Genomic DNA, 18,224 nt, shown 5'->3' with positions numbered 1-18,224 from the left:
GGGAGCCGAGTTAGTGCTGGATCAAGAGTGGAGGCGAACGACCATCTCGTCTTTGGCAAACCTGGACGAATCAGGACGTCTAACGCTGAATACGGCGCCCTAGCGCGGACGGCGTAGCGTGTCCGCATGGACGTCGAGGGCGAGGCGGCGCGGATCCTGGGGGAGTTGCGGACGCAGGCCGACCCGGTACGCGCCGAGAACGAGAAGCGCTATCTGAAGAGCGATTTCGCGCACATCGGCGTGACCGTCCCGGCGTTGCGGAAGGTGGCCGCACCGGCGGTGAAGACCAAACCCGCACGGGACGAGTTGGTCGCTCTTGCCAAGACCCTCTGGGACGTGACCGACGAAGGACGTCCCGTGCATGAGGCGCGCATGGCCGCCATAGAAATCCTTGTCAGGCGCGTCTCTCTGCTGGAACGGCGCGACCTTGCGATGGCGGAACGGCTCGTCCGCGATTCGGCGAGTTGGGTGTACGTGGACCAGATCGCGGAAAAGGTCGTCGGCGGACTGGTCCTGCGGTACCCGGAACTGGCCACGGTGCTGGACGCCTGGGTCGGTGACCCCTACATGTGGATACGGCGTACGGCCGTCCTGGCCCTGCTCGCAGGCGTCCGGGCGGGAAACCCGGATCTGGAAAGGCTCGACCGGTTCGGGGACGCCCTGATCGGCGAACGCGAGTTCTTCATCCGCAAAGCCCTCGGGTGGGTCTTGCGCGAGCTGTCGAAGAAGGACCCGGAATGGGTGGCGGCGTGGGTCGAGCCACGCGTAGGCGTCATGTCGGGGGTCACGCTGCGGGAGGCGGTCCGGCGCCTACCGGCCGAGGACGCCGCTCGCATCCTCGGCCGGTAGCTGTTGGCGGAAGTCGCCGATCAGGCGCGGTACGCCTTCCACACCTTGTGGATCCGGGCGCCCTGACCGGCGGTGAAGGACGTCATGCACGTGTCGTAGCTGTAGTCCATGTAGTTGTGCACTGGGTCGTCCCCAGGGGACAGGCACGTGTCCTTGCCGGACGGGCAGCCGTTCGTGGGGTCGCGCTCGGCAGGGGTGTCGGCGACCCTGTCGCCCTGGGCGCCGCAGCCGTCCTGGAACGTGTGGTAGAGCCCGAGCCAGTGGCCGACCTCATGGGTGGCGCTGAAACCCTTGTTGAAGTTGTCGATCGGCCCGCCCGGCATGCTGCCGTGGTGGATGGTCACACCGTCCATCTTCGGCTCGGACTTGTACTTCCATGGGAACGTCGACCAGCCGAGCAGGTCCCCGCCTATGCGGGCGCTGTAGAGGTTCAGCGTCGCCTTATCGCCCTTGCGCAGCCTCGGCTTGTACGTCCCCTCGTACTGTTCGGGATCGTTGAACCAGGCGGCGTTGTCCGTACGGCTCACTTCGCGGAGCTTGAAGGAGACACGGGTGTTCGCGCCTCCGTTACGTCCCCCGTAGGAGCCGTTCAAGGTGCTGATCTGCCGCTCGACCGCCGCCCGGGACACGTTGCCCTCGGAACCGTCGTGCAGCACATGGAAGTAGACGGGGATGTCGATCGGCTCAGCGGCGCGCAGTTCGGCGCCGGTCGACTGGGCGTCCGTGGCGCCCGCCGGGCCGAGGCCGAGACCGTCCAGGATGCGGTTGAGCTGCTGCTCGACGGCGGCGGCCTGCCCGGGCGTCAGGTCGTTGTGCTCCCGGCCGTGCCCTCCCGGCCGGAGGCGCGCCCCCGCGTTCGTGTCCACGCAGTCGTCCTGGTGTGCGGCGCCCAGGCGGGCGGCGCCCGCAGCCTGGACCGCGGTGCCCGGTGGCGGGCCGGACGGCACGGCGGCCGGGACGGCGGCGGCGATCAAGGCGGCGATGGCGAGCAGCTTCACGGCACTCCTAGGGCCCAGGAAAGACGCTTGCGGAATCATCCGAATACAGGACGTCATCAACAGGTATCAGAGCGAAGTCATGCCGTGAGTGTGATCAAGGTAAATGGATGCCGACCGTTATCGGAGGATCGCACCATGTGATCGGGTCATGTGATCGCTCCCCGGCCGGCCTCGCAGGGGCGCGCGCATTGGCGCTGGCAGCGGGCCCGTAGACTGGAGGGGTCGTTCCGGGCCGTGCGAAAGGCGTTCTTGGTGGCCGCAGACCAGTCCTTTGACACCGTGCTCGTCGTCGACTTCGGCGCGCAGTACGCGCAGCTCATCGCGCGGCGCGTCCGCGAGTGCCACGTGTTCAGCGAGATCGTGCCGTCCACCATGCCGGCCGCGGAGATGCTCGCCAGGCGGCCGAAGGCGATCATCCTGTCGGGCGGCCCGTCGTCGGTGTACGAGAAGGGCGCCCCGGTCGCGCCGGACGGCCTGTTCGACCTGTCGCAGCGGCAGGGCGTCCCCATGTTCGGGATCTGCTACGGCCACCAGGTGATGGCGCAGGCGCTCGGCGGGACGGTGGAGAACTCCGACGTCGCCGAGTTCGGCGGCGCGACCGTCACCGTCACCTCCCCCGGCATGCTGTTCGCGGGGCTGCCGCACGAGCAGCCGGTGTGGATGTCGCACCGCGACTTCGTCAGCCGCGCCCCGTCCGGCTTCACCGTCACGGCCAGCACGGACGTGACGCCGGTCGCCGGCATGGAAGACCTCGAACGCGGCCTTTTCGGCGTCCAGTTCCACCCGGAGGTGCTGCATACCGCGCACGGCATGGAGGTGCTGCGGCGGTTCCTCTACGAGGGCGCCGGCTGCCGGCCGAACTGGACGATGGTGAACATCGCGGACGAGTCGATCGAGGCGGTGCGGGAGCAGGTCGGGCACAAGCGGGTGATCTGCGCGCTGTCGGGCGGCGTCGACTCGGCGGTCGCCGCCGCGCTCGTCCAGCGCGCCATCGGCGACCAGCTGACCTGCGTGTTCGTCGACCACGGGCTGCTGCGCAAGGGCGAGCCCGAGCAGGTCGAGAAGGACTTCGTCGCCGCGACCGGGGTGAACCTGCACGTCGTGGACGCCCAGGACCGCTTCCTCGCCGCCCTCGACGGCGTCGCCGACCCCGAGGACAAGCGCAAGATCATCGGACGTGAGTTCATCCGCGTCTTCGAGGAGGCGGCCCGCGAGATCGTCAGAGGCGGTTCCGGGGGGTCTGGGGGGTCGTCCCCCCAGAAGGGCGCGGAGGATGCCGCCGAACCGGTCGAATTCCTCGTCCAGGGAACTCTTTACCCGGACGTCGTCGAATCGGGCGGCGGTACCGGCGCGGCCAACATCAAGTCGCACCACAACGTCGGCGGCCTCCCCGACGATCTGCAGTTCAAGCTGGTCGAGCCGCTGCGGAGCCTGTTCAAGGACGAGGTCCGCGCGCTCGGCGAGCAGCTCGGCCTGCCGACCGAGATCGTCTGGCGCCAGCCGTTCCCCGGCCCCGGCCTCGGCATCCGCATCGTCGGCGCCGTCACCCGCGACCGCCTCGACATCCTGCGCGACGCCGACGCCATCGCCCGCGAGGAGCTCACCAACGCCGGTCTCGACCGCGACATCTGGCAGTTCCCCGTCGTCCTGCTGGCGGACGTCCGTTCGGTGGGCGTGCAGGGGGACAGCCGCACCTACGGCCACCCCATCGTGCTGCGCCCCGTGACGAGCGAGGACGCGATGACGGCCGACTGGGCGAAGCTCCCCTACGAGCTTCTGCAGCGGATCTCGACGCGCATCACCAACGAGGTTCGCGAGATCAACCGCGTCACGGTCGACATCACGTCCAAGCCCCCGGGCACCATCGAGTGGGAATGATCTCCTCCTAGCCCTGGCCCGCCCCGCGCGATCAATGCGGTTTCCGCACGCGCGGGGCGAAGCATTTGTGCGGTTGCGCGGTGCGGGGCGGTGCGGCGGGGGCCATGCGGGGCGCGGGCCATTCGGTCATCTGCCGGTAAATGGCGGCCAGGTGAGGTCAAGTCTGCGTCAGGGGACGGACTGGCAATCGCGATGCGCGTTCATGTGGCGACAGAACGTCACCATGCTCGGTGGGGCGAGGAGGAGGCCCCATGTCCCCGAAGCTCAGCGTCGTCGTGCCGTTCCACAACACCGAGGAGTTCATCCAGGAATGCCTGGAGTCACTGGCCGGCCAGACGCTGCGCGACCTTGAGGTGATCATGGTGGACGACGGGTCCGTCGACAACGGGGCCGTCATCGCCAAGGAGATGTGCGCCAGGGACCCGCGGTTCCGGCTGGTGACGCGCGACAACGAAGGACCGGGGCCCGCGCGCAACGCGGGGGTGCGGCAGGCGAAGGGCGAGTACCTGGCGTTCGCCGACGCCGACGACGTCGTCGAGCGTGAGGCCTACGCGCGGCTGGTCGGTTCGCTGGAGCGGACGGGGTCGGACATGGCGTCCGGGAACGTCCACCGGATGGACGCGGACAGGGACTGGCAGTCGTACCTGCACGACGGCGTGTTCTCTGAGTCGTGTTCGCGGACGCATGTGTCGTCCAAGCCGGACCTCATGCGCGACCGGACCCCGTGGAACAAGGTCTACCGGCGCGAGTTCTGGGACAGGGCCGGCCTGGAATTCCCCAAGGGCTACTACGAGGACCCGCCCGTCACGGCGCGCGCGCATGCGTTGGCACGGTCCGTGGACGTGCTGAGCGAGACGGTCTACTTCTGGCGTAAGCGACCGGGGTCCATCACTGAGGAACGCTACGACTGGGACAACATCACCCAGCGGCTGGCGTCCGCGCGTGCACTGCGCGACGAGATGGCCGAGTACGCTCCGCGGCTTCTGAACGCCTACGACGAGCACGTCCTGGTCCCGATCGAGCTTCGCGTCCTGTTCGAGGCGCTTCCCAGGACGCCGGACGCGCAGCAGGAAGAGCTCGTCGCCATCGGCGCGGATCTGGCGCAGCGGATAGGCCCGCGCGTTCTGAAACGGCTTCCCGCGATAACGCGCCTGCAACTGCACCTGCTGTGCAGGCGGATGCTGCCGGAAGTGCTGGAGGTGCTGCGCTTCGTCCTGCTGAAGAAGGCGCAGGACGCCCCGCGGGTGCGGCGCGGGCTGCGGCGCCGGTGGTACGCGGAGTACCCGTACTTCGAGGACGACGAGCGTGCCGTCCCGCGGCACGTGTACGACGTGACCGCCGAGCTCAGGCCGTTCGCGGCGATCGACCGGACCGAATGGGTGGACGGGCGCCTGCGCATCGAGGGGCACGCCTACATCCGGCACCTGGACTCCTCCAGCGAGGACGGCTCACGCATCAGGGTGTTCCTTCTGGCGGCGAACAAGCGGGGGCTGAGGCGCGTCCCGGTCGAGCGGGTCCGCCGCCCGGACGTGACGGCGCGGTCGCGGCAGTCGGCGGTGTCCTACGACTGGTCCGGGTTCGTCGCGGACGTCGACCCGTCGTCGCTGCGGATGTTCGGGCGCTGGCGGGACGTCGACTGGATCCCGTGCGTCGAGATCGCCAACCAGGGGCTGCGGCGGCGGGCCACGTTCTCGATCCCGCGGCTGACCGGCCCGCAGTGGCCGGCCGACCAGGAATGCGCGCCCGGCGTCCGCGTGCAGGGCGTCGCGGGCAGGCGCCGGTTCGTGCTGCAGGTGCGGCGGACGGCGGCTGCCGTTACCGGCTGCCGGCTGCAGGGCGGCCGCCTGGAAGGCGGGCACCTGGAGAGCGGCGAGCTGTGGCTGGACGGCTGGAGCCGCGTCCCGCTCGGTGAGGATCCGAAGGTGGTCGCCGTGCGGAAGGACGGGCGCGCCAAGGTGACCGGTCCTGTCGAGCCGTTCGGCAGCGGTGACTCCGGCGATGGAGAGATGGGCAGCACACGTTTCCGGGCCAGGCTGCCGGTCACGGGGCTGGCGGGGCGGCCCGGCGACTGGGAGATCACCCTGCCGGGCGGGGTCAAGCCCTACCTGGAAGAGGTCCCGGCCGGTACCGCGTACCGGATCCCAGGGGGAGAGGTCGAACTCGCCAGGACGCGGCGCAGCACGATGCGCGTCGTCGTCCGCGAACCGGTTCTGGCCGTGGACGAGGTGTCCTGGTCGGACGACGGTGCCTTGTATCTGACGGGGACGTGCACCGACCAGGCAGGACGGCCGGACGCGTTGATTCTCCGTCGGCGGCGCTCGTCAGAGGAGCACGCGGTCACGCTCTGCTGGGAAGGCGACCGCTTCACCACCAGATTCTGCCCCGCGCGTATGCCGGTGCTGGGAGTGTCCCGCCCGCTCGCCTCCGGTCGCTGGGACGCCTTCGCAAGCGTCGGTGGGCGGGAACAGCCCGTCGTCGTGAGGCGGCACACCCTTCGCGACGTTCCGGGGCCGTTCGAGGTGGGCCTGCACAGAATCACGACGCGCACACACAAGACCGACCAGTTGCAGCTCCAGGTCGAGACCGCTCTGGACGACGACGAACGCGGAGCCTACGCGCAGAGCCGGATACGGTCCGGGCACTACCGGCGCCATCGGAATCTGCCCGTCCGCGAACTGGCCCTGTTCGACGCCTACAAGGGACGCCAGTACTCGTGCAACCCGCGCGGCATCTATGAGGAGCTCCGGAGGCGCGAACCCGACATGGAGTTCGTGTGGGTCACCGAGAACGGCCAGTTCGGCAAGCCGGCCGGTGCGCGGACCGTCCTGACCGGCACGCGGGAGTACTACGAGGCGCTGGCCCGCGCGCGCTACGTCATCGGCAACTGGTCCCAGCAGGACTGGTTCACCAAACGCGATGACCAGACGTATGTGCAGTGCTGGCACGGGACGCCGCTGAAGAAGCTCGGATATGACGTCAAGCGGATGCCGTACAAGCGCACCGAGGGCGTCGACTGGATGGAGCACGACGTTCCCCAGTGGGATCTGCTTCTCGCGCAGAACGAGTTCTCCGTCCCGCTGTTCCGGCAGGCGTTCGGCTATGAAGGCGACGTCCTCGTCAGCGGATACCCGCGCAACGACATCCTGCACAGCCCGCACCGGGAAGAAATCGCGTCGGCGGTGCGCCGTCGGCTCGGCATTCCTGAGGGCAAGAAGGTCGTCCTGTACGCGCCGACTTGGCGGGACGACTTCCACCACGCCATCGGCAAGCGGGCGTTCCGCCTGGAGTTCGACATCGACCGCTTCAGGTCGACGCTGGGACGCGACCACGTCCTGCTTCTGCGCACGCACTACCTCGTCACCGACCGGCCCAAGCTGCGGCCCGGCGACTGCGTCATCGACGCGTCCGTGTACCCCGACATCTCCGAGCTGTACCTCATCAGCGACGTGCTCGTCACGGACTACTCGTCGTCCATGTTCGACTTCGCCGGCACCGGCCGGCCGATGGTGTTCTTCACCTACGACCTGGAGCGCTACCGCGACCATGTGCGCGGTTTCTACTTCGACTTCGACGCTGAGGCCCCCGGGCCGCTGCTGAGCACCTCGCAGGAGGTCATGGACGCCCTGCGCGAGCCGGGCGCGCTCGATGCCGGGTACCGCGACGCGCGCGCCGCGTTCGCGGCCCGGTACTGCCCGCACGACGACGGCCATGCCGCTGCCCGCGTGCTCGACCGGGTCCTCCGGCGTCCGGTACAGCCCGCCCACTGAACACAACACGGAGAGCCGCTCGTGTCACCTCGGATCAGCATCGTCGTCCCCTTCCGCAACGCCGGAGACCACCTCGCGGAATGCCTGGAATCGCTCGCCGGGCAGACGCTCCACGATCTCGAGGTGCTGCTCCTGGACGAAGGGCGGGGGAACGGCGGCGCGGCCGCCATCGCCAAGGACTTCGCAGCCCGGGACGGCCGTTTCACCCTCGTCGAGCCCTCCGCCGGGGGATCGGGGCTGGACGCCGGTGTCGAGCAGGCGACGGCCCCGTACCTCGCCTTCGTCGACGGCGACGACGCGTTGCCTCCCTACGCGTACGAGCTCATGGTCGGGATGCTGGAGTCGACCGGGTCCGACCTCGTCGGCGGGAACGTCATGCGGCTGGACGGCACACAGGTGCAGGGGTCCCCGATCCACGCCGAGGCTTACGCAGAGACGTTGACGACGACGCACGTCACCCATCACCCAGCCCTCCTCCAGGACAGGACGCTCTGCAACAGGGTGTTCCGGCGCGCCTTCTGGGACGCCCACGGCTTCACGCTCCCAACGACGTACGACACGTTCACGGCCCTGCAAACCCAGCTTCTGGCCAAGACCGTGGACGTGCTCGACACGCCCGTGTACTTCTGGCGGGTCCGTCCGGTAACGGCGACACGGCTCCGTCACGACCCGGCGGCCGTCACCGAGCAGATGGCCACCGTCGCGAAGGTCCGGGAACTCGTCGCCGACCACGCGCCGGACCTCCTGACCGTCCACGACAGGTACGCGCTGGACCTGGACGTCCGCTCGCTGATCCTCGCCTTGCCCGGGGCCACCTGGCAGGAGCGCGAGCGTCTGGTCGAGCTGGGCGCCGGGTTCGTCAACTCGGCCGCGCGGTCCGCCGCCGCCGGGCTGGCGTCGATCAGGCGGCTGGAGACGCACCTGCTCGGCGAGCGGATGCTGCCCGAACTGCTGGAGGTGCTCAGCGCGGAGGGCGGTCTGCACGACGTCCAGGTCGTGCGGCGGGGCCGCCGCAGGCAGCGCTGGTACGCCCGCTACCCCTTCTACGGCGATGTGGAACGCGCCATACCCGAGGACCTGTACGACGTCACCGACGAGATCCGCCTGCACGCGGACGTGGACCGCGTCGAATGGGACGTCGACACCCTCATCGTCGAGGGCCGCGCCCACTTCGACCGGTTCGACGTGTCGTCGGAGACGGACTCCCGCATCCGCGTCTGGATGCGCGACGTCAGGACCGGCAAGGAGATCCGGCTCAAGGTGGAGCGGGTCCGCTGCCCGGAGGCCACCGCCCAGGCCGCTCGCTCGACCGTCTCCTTCGACTGGTCCGGTTTCTCCGCGCGGGTGGAGCCCGACTACCTCCTGGACGGCGACGAGTGGCGCACCGCCACCTACGAGCTGTACGTCGAGGTGACCACGGCGGGGCGCAAGGCGGTCCAGCGGCTGACGGCGGTGGCACCGGCCGTGCGGTGGACGGTCGCGCGGCACGTGGACGAGCACGTGGCCGTCCAGCCGGCCGCGGGCGACGACGACGTGTTCGTCGTCCACGTCAAGCGCTCCAAGGCCGTCCTCACCGGGGTCCGCTGCGACGGCGACATGCTCGAACTGACCGGCTGGACGCGGCGGGCCCTCGGCGCAGACGCCGCCCTGGTCGCCGCACGCAGGCACGGCGGCGCGGAGGTTCACGGTGAGGTGACGCTGCGGCCGTCGTCCGTGCTGCGCATGGCGGCGGGCACCGGTTTCGACTTCAAGGCGAAGCTGCCCATGCAACGCCTGATCTCCGTTCTTGACGGCGACGAACGCGAAGCCACCGTCGTGCACCTCCGCGACGTCATCGACTGGGACATCCGGCTGACGGGCGAAGGCGGCCCGATGCGGCTCACCGTCGCGGCCAACGTCGACCCCGTCCGGTACGTCCTGCCGACCGGCGCCAAGCGCGCGCGGGAGTTCGCGCTGACGCGCACCGCGTTCGGGAACCTGCGCGGCATCGAGCGGACAGTCCGGCCCGTGGTGACGGACGCCGGATGGGACGAGAAAGGTCTCCTCACCCTTTCCGGCGAGTCCGCAGACCCGGGGGACCGCCCGGATCATTTCATCCTGCGGCGGCGCCGTTCCGGCGACGAGCATCGCATTCCCGTCACCTGGGAACGCGACCGATTCACCGCCGCGTTCACCCCCGCGGCCATTTCCGTGTTCGGGACGGACCTCCCACTGAGCAGCGGAACATGGGAACTGCTGGCGCGCACGCGTTCCAGCGAGGTCGCAGAGGGCACCGAAACCGCCGAGGTCGCCGTCGTCGCCGAACGTGAGGCCATCCCCGGGCTTCCTGGCTGGCGCCGAGAGGGAACGCACGAATTCGAGGTCGGCGTCTACCAGAAGGACGCCGTGCAGCTCCGCAGCCGCCCCGCCCTGGACGACGACGAACGCGGCGGCCACGCACAACTGCTCCTCCAGCAGCGCGACTACCCCGTCTACCTGCGCAGCCCGCTCGCCGACGTCGCCGTGTTCGACAGCCACGGCGGCATGCAGTACAGCTGCAACCCGCGAGCCATCTACGAGGAACTGTCCCGCCGCAAGACCGACCTGGAATGCGTGTGGATTTCCCTGGACGGCCAATTCACGGTCGACGGGAAGGCCAGAGTCGTTCAGGCGGGAAGCCGTGAGCATTACCGCGTCCTCGCGCGCGCCCGCTACATCGTCACCAACCACGGACTGCCGCCCTGGTACGTCAAGCGCGAAGGGCAGACCTACGTCCAGACATGGCACGGCACCCCGCTGAAGCGGGTCGCCCACGACCTCAGGGACATGCCGTACCAGGGCATCGAACGGTTCGACTGGACGGACGGGGAAGTGCCGCGGTGGGATCTGCTGCTGTCCCAGAGCCCGTTCGCCACGCAGGTCATGCGCCGCGCGTTCAAATACGACGGGGACGTCCTGGAGACCGGATACCCGCGCAACGACATTCTCAGCGCGCCCGAATGGGAGAGCATAGGAAGCCGCGTACGCAAGCGCCTGGGAATCCCCGACGGGAAGAAGGCCGTCCTGTACGCGCCCACATGGCGGGACGACCGGCACCACGCCCCCGGCTGGCTCGGCTTCTCCATGGAACTGGACGTCGACACGATGCGCCAGGTCCTCGGTGACGACCACGTCCTCCTCCTGAGGACGCACCACCTCACCACCGACCGGAACCGTCTGGCGATGGACGATTTCCTTATCGACGTGTCCCGTTACCCGGACATCGCCGAGCTCTACATGGCCTCCGACGTGCTCGTCACCGACTACTCGTCCGTCATGGTCGACTACGCGGTCCTGGGCAGGCCGATCGTCCTCTACGCCTACGACCTGGGCCGCTACCGCGACCATCTGCGCGGCTTCACCTTCGACCTGGAGGCGGAGGCGCCGGGGCCGATCGCGACGACGTCCGCGCAGGTCGCCGAGGCGGTCGCGGGAGCGTCCGACCTGGAGGAACTCCATGCGGACGCCTACGACCACTTCCTGGTGAAGTACTGCCCGCAGGACGACGGCCGGGCGGCGGCCAGGGCCGTCGACCGCATCTTCGGCGAAGCCCTGGGCGGCGGCTCCGGCGGCTAGCCCGCCCCGGCTCCGCCGCATGGGGACAAACCGCCGCGTTGTTCACTAAGATCAACACCTCGCCCGCCGATGGCAGAGGGAGCGCGCATGAGCGGTGAACTCGTCCCCGCGTCCAACGCCCTGACCGCACGGTGGGTCAAGGAGGTCTGCGACGGCACGACCACGGTCCTGTCCGGCGCCGGGGTGTGGCCGCTGCTGGCGTTCCTGGCGGCCGCGTCGCGGGAGCCCGGCCGCGCGGAACTCCAGCGCGCCATCGGCGTCGACGCCGCGGGCGCCGACCGGCACGCGCGCGTCGCGCTCGGCATGCTCGACAGCTCGACGGCCGCCACCGGCGCGTTCGGCGTGTGGACGCACGCCGGGCTGCCCGTGGAGCCGTGGTGGCACAAGATCGTCCCGGCCAGGGCGCGCGGCGAGCTGACCGGCGACACCGCCGACGACCAGGCCAGGCTGGACGAATGGGTCCGGCAGAACACGGGCGACCGCCTGTCCCGGCTGCCGATCGGCGTGGGGCCGGACACGGCGCTCGTGCTCGCCACCGCGCTGACCGTCGACACCCGCTGGAAGGAACCGTTCGAAGACGTCCCCCTCACCCCCGAGGAGGGCCCCTGGGCGGGGCGCGCCGAGCGGCTCGCGGGCCTGACGCACAACACGACCGACACCAACCGGCTGACCCTCGCCGAAGAGACCCCGGCGGGGCCGGTCACCCTGCTGACCGTCCATGGCGAGGACGACGTCGACGTGATCCTCTGCCTGGGGCAACCCGACCGCCGCCCCGGTGACGTCCTCGCCGCGGCGATGGCGGCCACCGACGGGCAGATCAGGCTCCGCCGCGGCGAGCGGCTGCTCCAGCGGGCCCTCGCCGAGAAGACACCCGGCCTCCGCGTGGACAAGGCCCTCGCGTTCGACCCCCGTCCGACGCTGACCGCGACCACCGTCCGCTTCGACATCGCCGCCGAGCACGACCTGCTGGCCCACGCCGGGGTGTTCGGCCTGGAGACCGTCTCCACCCAGGACCGCCGCGGCCACCTGCCCGGCATCAGCCGGACCCCGCTGGCCGTCGGCCAGGCCGCCCAGGACGTCAACGCCACCTTCAGCGCCGAGGGGTTCAGGGCGGCGGCCGTGACGGCGATCGGCGCGGTGCCCGCGGGCGCACCGATGGCGGAGGCGCAGGTACTCAACGTCACCTTCGACCGGCCGTTCGGGTTCCTGACCTGGCACCGGCCGACCGGCCTGATCCTGCTCGCCGGCTGGGTCGCCGAACCCGAGAACTGGACGGAGCCCGACCCGGAGCCGGAGCTGACTCGCTGACGAGCGGTCAGCCGGGGCGGCGGGCCCGCGCGAACAGCTTCGTGCCCGGCCACCCGTCGCACACCGGCAGGCGCCGTTCGAGGACGGCCGTCACCCGCAGCGCCTCGTTGACGGCCGGATGCAGCGGAGCGAGATCGTCGCGGCGTGCCGTCCGGTGCCTGAGCCGGCGCAGGAACGGGCGCAGCAGCACGCCCCTGCTCCACACCCGCTCCAGCACCAGCCCGGCGCCCTCGATCAGCTCCACGAGCGCGCCGCGCGGGTAGCGGCGGACGCGGCCGAGCGCCACGTCCTGCGCCGACCACAGCGCCATGTCGGACGGGACGGACACCAGCGCCGTCCCGCCCGGCCGCAGCACCCGGGTGATCTCCGCCGCCGCCCGCGCGTCGTCCTCGATGTGCTCCAGGACGTCCAGCGCCAGCGCCAGGTCGTACCGGCACGGCTGGAGCGGCAGGTAGCGGGCGTCGCCCTCGTAGGCGTCCACGCCGTGCGCGCGGGCCAGCGCGACGGCCGCCGGGTTCAGGTCGATCGCGATGGCGTCCCAGCCGTGCTCGGCGAGCACCCGCGAGGCCGTGCCCGCCGCCGCGCCGATGTCGACGGCCGTGCCCGGCGCGCCGAGCCGCAGCAGCTCCGCGGACAGGACCTTGCGACGCTCCCGGTACCACCAGTTGTCGTTCTCGATCAGCGCGATCCGCCGCAGCTCCATGGTGTCCACGGGACAAGCCGACGATATGGACGCGGCACGTTCCACCGGCGACGCCGTCCACGACCCATCGTTGACCGGCGCTTGACCCCGCCCGGACCTCAGCGCTGTCGCGGCGTCAGCGCTTCTTACGGCGGCGACGGCGCCGCACCATGAAGCGCACGGCCAGCAGCAGCGCGACCAGCCCGCCGGCCGCGGGCGCGGCCCGCTTGGCGACGGACGGGCCCGCGACCTCCAGCAGGTCGATCGCGTCGTCCTCCCGCGCCACCCGCAGCGGCCGCTCGGCCCGCGCGGGACGCTGCGGCGCCTCGGCGGCGGGCCGCTCCGGCGCGACGTCCGGCAGGGGGGTGACGACCTCGGCCGTCGCCGGGCCGGGCTTGTCGGCGGGCTCGGGCTTGTCGGCGGCGGGCTCGGTGTCGGGCTCGGCGGCGGCCTCAGGCTCGGGGGCGGGCTTCACGGGCGTCGCGACGGCCTCCGGCGCGGCCTCCGCCTCGACCCCGGCCCCGGCCCCGGCCTCTGGCGCGGCCTCGCCGGACGTTTCCAGCTCGGCCGCCAGCGCCTTGGCGAACCGGTTGATGATCTTGGAGCCGACCTCGGACAGGATGTTGCGGCCGAACTGCGCGGGACGTCCCGTCACGTTCAGCTTCGTGTGGACGGTCACGCGCGTCGTGCCGTCCTCCCCGTGCAGCCTCGCCTGGACGGTCGCCGACGCCGTCCCCGAGCCGCGGGCCTCCTTGGCGGACGCCTCCAGCGTCACCGTGCGGGACGGCTCGTCGGCGGAGACGATCCGCGCGGTGCCGCGGTAGGTGATGGTCATCGCGCCGACCTTCACCTTCATCCGCCCCTTGTACTCCTCGCCCTCGACGGAGTCGAGCGTCGCGCCGGGCATGCAGGTCGCGACGCGTTCCACGTCGAGCAGCACCGACCAGGCCTGATCCACCGGTACGGGGACGGTGAAATCGTGGTCGAGTTCCATGATCTTGTCCTTATCGTCCGGAGAACTACCCGTGACCCTACGGCGGTCGCCGGTTCGGTCGCCAGTCGGGCGCCGGGTACCCGGATCCGGGTACCCGGCGATCCGGCGAGCAATCAAACGGCCGCGGCGGTCAGGGCCCGCGAGGTCAGCACGGCCGCCAGATGCGACCGGTACTCCGCCGATCCGTGCAGGTCACCCGGCGGCTCGGTGCCCTCTGTCGCGTGCTGGGCCGCGGACCTGAACGTGTCCTCCGAGACCGGACGCCCGCGCACCGCGTTCTCCACGCCACCGGCCCGCACCGGCACCGGACCCATGTTGGTCAGCGCGACGCGTGCCTCCTCTACGGCGCCGCCATTGCGGCGCACAGCGCACGCGACACCGACGATGGCCCACGCCTGGGCCGTCCGATGGAATTTCTCGTAGTGGACGCCCCAGCCTGGGCCCATCTTGGGCACCCGCACGCCGACGAGCAGTTCGTCGGGCTCCATCGACGACGTCATCCAGTCGACGAAGAACTCCGATGCCGGGATCTCCCGCTCGCCGCGCACGGACCGGACGAGGAACACCGCGTCCAGCGCCAGCGCGACGGCCGGGAGGTCGCCCGCCGGGTCGGCGTGCGCGAGCGACCCGCCGAACGTGCCGCGGTGCCGGACGGCCGGGTCGGCGACCGTCTCCGCCGCGGCCACGATCAGCGGGGCGTGCTCGCGCACAAGCGGATGGCGGATGATCTCGTGGTGGGTGGCCATCGCGCCGATGACCAGCGCGTCGCCGTCGTCGCGGATCTCGCGGAGCGCGCCGATCCGGCCGACGTCGATCAGCGCGTCCGGGATGGCGAGCCGGAGCCGCAGCAGCGGCATCAGGCTCTGCCCGCCGGCGAGGATCTTCGCGTCCTCGCCCGCGCCGGACAGCACCCGGACGGCCTCGTCCACCGAATCGGGCCGTGCGTAGTCGAAAGCCGCGGGAATCACTGTGCACCTCCTGCCGAGCCGGAGCCGGGGCTCGACGCCGAGCCGAGCCCGCCGCCCGCGCCGGGCTCCGCCGTGTCCGGTTTCGCTTCCGCGCGCAGCGCCCGCCACACCCGTTCCGGTGTGCACGGCATCGGGACGTCGTTCACCCCGTACGGGCGCAGCGCGTCGACGATCGCGTTGACGACCGCCGGGGTGGAGGCGATCGTGCCCGCCTCGCCGACGCCCTTCACGCCCATCGGGTTGGACGTCGCGGGCGTCTCCGTCCGGTCGGTGGTGAACGTCGGCAGGTCCGCGGCGGACGGGACGAGGTAGTCGGCCATGGTGGTCGTGGTCAGGTTGCCGTCCGCGTCGTACACGGCCTCCTCGAACAGGGCCTGCGCGATGCCCTGCGCAAGCCCGCCGTGCACCTGGCCCTCCACGATGAGCGGGTTGATGACCTTCCCTACGTCGTCCACGGCGACGTACTTGCGGAGCTTCACCATCCCCGTCTCGGTGTCGACCTCGGCCGCGCACAGGTGCGTGCCGTGCGGGAAGGAGAAGTTCTCCGGGTCGAACGTGGCGTCGGAGTCCAGCGAGGGCTCGACGCCTTCAGGGAAGTCGTGCGCGGCGAACGTGGCCGCCGCGATCTCCTGCAGCGTCTTGCCCTCCTCCTGGACGCCGCGCACGCTGAACCGCCCGCCGCTGAACTCCAGGTCCTGCTCGGCGGCCTCCAGCAGATGCGCGGCGACCTTGCGGGCCTTCTCGACCACCTTGTCGCAGGCCGAGAACAGGGCAACGCCGCCGATGGCCAGCGAACGCGACCCGTAGGTGTCCATGCCCTTGGGCGAGACGGCCGTGTCGCCGTGCAGGACCCGCACGTCCTCGAACGGGACCCCGAGCCTGTCGGCGGCGATCTGCGCCCACGCCGTCTCGTGGCCCTGCCCATGCGGCGACGACCCGGTGACCACCTCGACCTTGCCCGACGCCAGCATGCGCACTGACGCGTGCTCCCAGCCGCCCGCGCCGTACGACAGCGAGCCCAGGACGCGGGACGGCGCGATGCCGCACATCTCCGTGAACGTCGACACACCGATGCCCAGCTGCACCGGATCCCGCCGTTCGCGCCGGTCGGCCTGCTCGGCACGGAGCTTGTCGTACTCGAACAGCTCCAGCGCCTTGTCGGTCGCCGCCTCGTAGTTGCCGGAGTCGTAGGTGAGCCCCGCGATGGTCTCGTACGGGAACTCCTCGTGCGCGATCCAGTTGCGGCGCCGTATCTCGATGGGGTCGACGCCCAGTTCGGCGGCGAGTTCGTCCATCATCCGCTCGATGGCGTAGGTGGCCTCCGGCCGGCCCGCGCCCCGGTACGCGTCCGTCGGGGTCTTCGTCGTGAAGACGCCCCTACAGGTGAACGAGTACGCGTCCATCTTGTAGATGCCGTTGTACATGAACGCGCCCAGGATCGGGATGCCCGGCGTGACGAGCATCAGGTACGCGCCCATGTCGGCAAGGATGTCCGCCTTGAAACCGCGGATCCGTCCGTCGCGGTCTGCGGCGAGCGTGAGCCGCTGTATCTGGTCGCGCCCGTGGTGGACGGTCATGTTGCCTTCGCTGCGCGACTCCGTCCATTTCACCGGGCGGCCGAGCCTGCGGGCCAGCAGCAGCGCGAGGACCTCCTCGCCGCACACCTGCAGCTTGGAGCCGAACCCGCCGCCGACGTCCGGTGCGACGACCCGGATGCGGTGCTCGCCGATCCCGGTGACGGTCGCCAGCATCAGCCGCAGGATGTGCGGGATCTGCGTCGCCGAGTAGAGGGTGAACTCGTCCCCGTCCGGGACGCACAGCACCGCCCGCGGCTCCATCGCCGTAGGGATGAGCCTCTGCTGGATGTACTCGCGTTCGATGAGGACCGGCGCGTCCCGCATCGCGGCGTCGAGATCCCCGTTCTCGAACACCCACGTGTAGGACTTGTTCGTTCCCAGGTCGTCATGGACGAGATCGGCCCCTTCCGCAAGGGCCGCGTCCATGTTCAGGACCGCGGGCAGCGGCTCGTAGTCGACGTCAATGTCGTCTAGGGCGTCGAAGGCCGCGAACTTGTCCCGGGCCACGACGCACGCCACCGGCTCGCCGACGTACCGCACCTCGCTCACCGCCATCGGCGGATGGTCCGGATGCTTCATGTCGTCGGTCACGGGCCACGCGCACGGCAGCGACCCCTGCTCGCCGGCGAAGTCAGCGCCGCTCAGCACGGCGACCACGCCGGGACGTCCCTTCGCCTGCGAGGTGTCGACGCGGACGATCCGCGCGTGCGCGTGCGGGCTGCGCAGGAACGCCATATGCAGCGTCCCCTGCGGGGTCATGTTGTCGGTCCACTGCGTCTGGCCCCTGATGAGCCGGGCGTCCTCCGACCGCTTCCTTGGGGCGCCGATCTCCGCCCTGGTGTCGCCTTCCTGGATCGTCACGGCGTCACCTCCTGGCCCGCGGGCTCACGCATCTCCTTAGCGGCGCGCCGGACGGCCTTGACGATGTTCTGGTAACCGGTGCAGCGGCACAGGTTGCCCTCAAGGCCCTCCCGGACCTCGGTCTCCGACGGGTCGGCGTTCTCGCGCAGCAGGTCGAGCGACGCCATGATCATGCCTGGGGTGCAGTAGCCGCACTGGAGCGCGTGCTCCTCGTGGAAGGCCCGCTGCATCGGATGGGCCGTCCCGTCCATGCCGAGGCCCTCGACGGTCGTCACGTCGGTGCCGTCCGCCTGGACGGCGAGCACGGAGCAGCTCTTCACGCTCATCCCGTCCATCAGGACGGTGCAGGCTCCGCAGTTGCTGGTGTCGCATCCGACCGGGGTACCGACCTTCCCCAGCCGTTCGCGCAGATAGTGGACGAGCAGGAGGCGCGGTTCGACGTCGTCTTCGTACGTCGCACCGTCGACCTCGACACGGATACGTGGCATGCGTTCCTCCCAGGACGTCTCGGGGTGACTCGAAGCGAGACGTCCCTGGGCGGTGCGCGTGGTTCCGACCAGGTCATCGGGGCCCTGCCTTTCTGGGGGCAACCCCCAGACCCCCCGAGGCGGGTGGCCGATGATCCTCGCTTCGCTGTGGTCATCGGCCACCTCCGCAGAAGGCGACCCTACGAACCTATGCCGGTGTCGAATCCCGTACTAGCCCCTGGACAAGCCTATTTACTTATCTGAGGCCAATGCATGGCCCC

11 protein-coding genes are annotated in these 18,224 nt (G+C 70.5%); 5 read left to right on the top strand and 6 right to left on the bottom strand.

The window, feature by feature from the left end:
• Positions 1-126 precede the first annotated feature (126 nt).
• Positions 127-849, top strand: a complete 723-nt coding sequence (locus ACH34S_RS04915) for a DNA alkylation repair protein (protein WP_395951153.1) — start codon at positions 127-129, stop codon at positions 847-849.
• Between the two features lie 20 nt (positions 850-869).
• On the opposite strand, the gene ACH34S_RS04910 is transcribed toward ACH34S_RS04915, so the two are convergent.
• Entirely contained in the window at positions 870-1,847 is a 978-nt protein-coding gene (locus ACH34S_RS04910; protein WP_395951152.1) for a zinc metalloprotease, read from the bottom strand.
• 252 nt (positions 1,848-2,099) lie between these two features.
• Between ACH34S_RS04910 and guaA the strand changes: the two genes are divergently transcribed.
• The 4 genes from guaA (at position 2,100) to ACH34S_RS04890 (ending at position 12,394) form a co-directional block, all read left to right on the top strand.
• Positions 2,100-3,725 (top strand): glutamine-hydrolyzing GMP synthase, encoded by a 1,626-nt coding sequence (gene guaA / locus ACH34S_RS04905; RefSeq protein ID WP_395951151.1) that lies wholly within the window; start codon positions 2,100-2,102, stop codon positions 3,723-3,725.
• Between the two features lie 251 nt (positions 3,726-3,976).
• The gene (locus ACH34S_RS04900; RefSeq protein ID WP_395951150.1) at positions 3,977-7,492 is read left to right on the top strand and encodes a CDP-glycerol glycerophosphotransferase family protein; all 3,516 of its coding nucleotides are present in this window, start codon (positions 3,977-3,979) and stop codon (positions 7,490-7,492) included.
• Positions 7,493-7,513: 21 nt separating this feature from the next.
• Positions 7,514-11,086: a CDP-glycerol glycerophosphotransferase family protein gene (locus ACH34S_RS04895; protein WP_395951149.1), complete on the top strand. Its 3,573-nt coding sequence runs from the start codon at positions 7,514-7,516 to the stop codon at positions 11,084-11,086.
• A gap of 87 nt (positions 11,087-11,173) precedes the next feature.
• A complete protein-coding gene (locus tag ACH34S_RS04890; protein WP_395951148.1) occupies positions 11,174-12,394 on the top strand; it encodes a serpin family protein in 1,221 nt (406 codons plus the stop codon).
• Positions 12,395-12,401: 7 nt separating this feature from the next.
• On the opposite strand, the gene ACH34S_RS04885 is transcribed toward ACH34S_RS04890, so the two are convergent.
• The 5 genes from ACH34S_RS04885 to ACH34S_RS04865 all read right to left on the bottom strand — a co-directional run bounded on the left by ACH34S_RS04885 (position 12,402) and on the right by ACH34S_RS04865 (position 17,964).
• Positions 12,402-13,097 (bottom strand): class I SAM-dependent methyltransferase, encoded by a 696-nt coding sequence (locus ACH34S_RS04885; protein ID WP_395951449.1) that lies wholly within the window; start codon positions 13,095-13,097, stop codon positions 12,402-12,404.
• Positions 13,098-13,212: 115 nt separating this feature from the next.
• Positions 13,213-14,070 (bottom strand): SRPBCC family protein, encoded by an 858-nt coding sequence (locus ACH34S_RS04880; RefSeq protein WP_395951147.1) that lies wholly within the window; start codon positions 14,068-14,070, stop codon positions 13,213-13,215.
• 113 nt (positions 14,071-14,183) lie between these two features.
• Positions 14,184-15,038, bottom strand: coding sequence for an FAD binding domain-containing protein (locus tag ACH34S_RS04875; RefSeq protein WP_395951146.1), 855 nt, complete (start codon positions 15,036-15,038; stop codon positions 14,184-14,186).
• Positions 15,035-17,476, bottom strand: coding sequence for a xanthine dehydrogenase family protein molybdopterin-binding subunit (locus ACH34S_RS04870; protein ID WP_395951145.1), 2,442 nt, complete (start codon positions 17,474-17,476; stop codon positions 15,035-15,037). Before ACH34S_RS04870 ends, ACH34S_RS04875 begins: the two co-directional genes overlap by 4 nt.
• Complete coding sequence (locus ACH34S_RS04865; protein WP_395951144.1) at positions 17,473-17,964, bottom strand: (2Fe-2S)-binding protein; 492 nt, start codon at positions 17,962-17,964, stop codon at positions 17,473-17,475. The genes ACH34S_RS04870 and ACH34S_RS04865 overlap by 4 nt, the downstream gene beginning before the upstream one ends.
• Between the last annotated feature and the right edge of the window lie 260 nt (positions 17,965-18,224).

Source organism: Actinomadura sp. 3N508, assembly GCF_044326375.1.
In the GTDB taxonomy this organism is placed as follows: domain Bacteria; phylum Actinomycetota; class Actinomycetes; order Streptosporangiales; family Streptosporangiaceae; genus Spirillospora.
Note: the sequence above shows the minus strand (reverse complement) of the source record. Positions and strands in the feature narration are given on the sequence as shown.

Bases quoted from the DNA above. Each gene is read 5' to 3' on its own strand.
- ACH34S_RS04915 (WP_395951153.1), top strand. From the start codon at position 127: ATGGACGTCGAGGGCGAGGCGGCGCGGATCCTGGGGGAGTTGCGGACG.
- ACH34S_RS04900 (WP_395951150.1), top strand. From the start codon at position 3,977: ATGTCCCCGAAGCTCAGCGTCGTCGTGCCGTTCCACAACACCGAGGAG.
- ACH34S_RS04890 (WP_395951148.1), top strand. From the start codon at position 11,174: ATGAGCGGTGAACTCGTCCCCGCGTCCAACGCCCTGACCGCACGGTGG.
- ACH34S_RS04885 (WP_395951449.1), bottom strand. From the start codon at position 13,097: ATGGAGCTGCGGCGGATCGCGCTGATCGAGAACGACAACTGGTGGTAC.
- ACH34S_RS04880 (WP_395951147.1), bottom strand. From the start codon at position 14,070: ATGGAACTCGACCACGATTTCACCGTCCCCGTACCGGTGGATCAGGCC.
- ACH34S_RS04865 (WP_395951144.1), bottom strand. From the start codon at position 17,964: ATGCCACGTATCCGTGTCGAGGTCGACGGTGCGACGTACGAAGACGAC.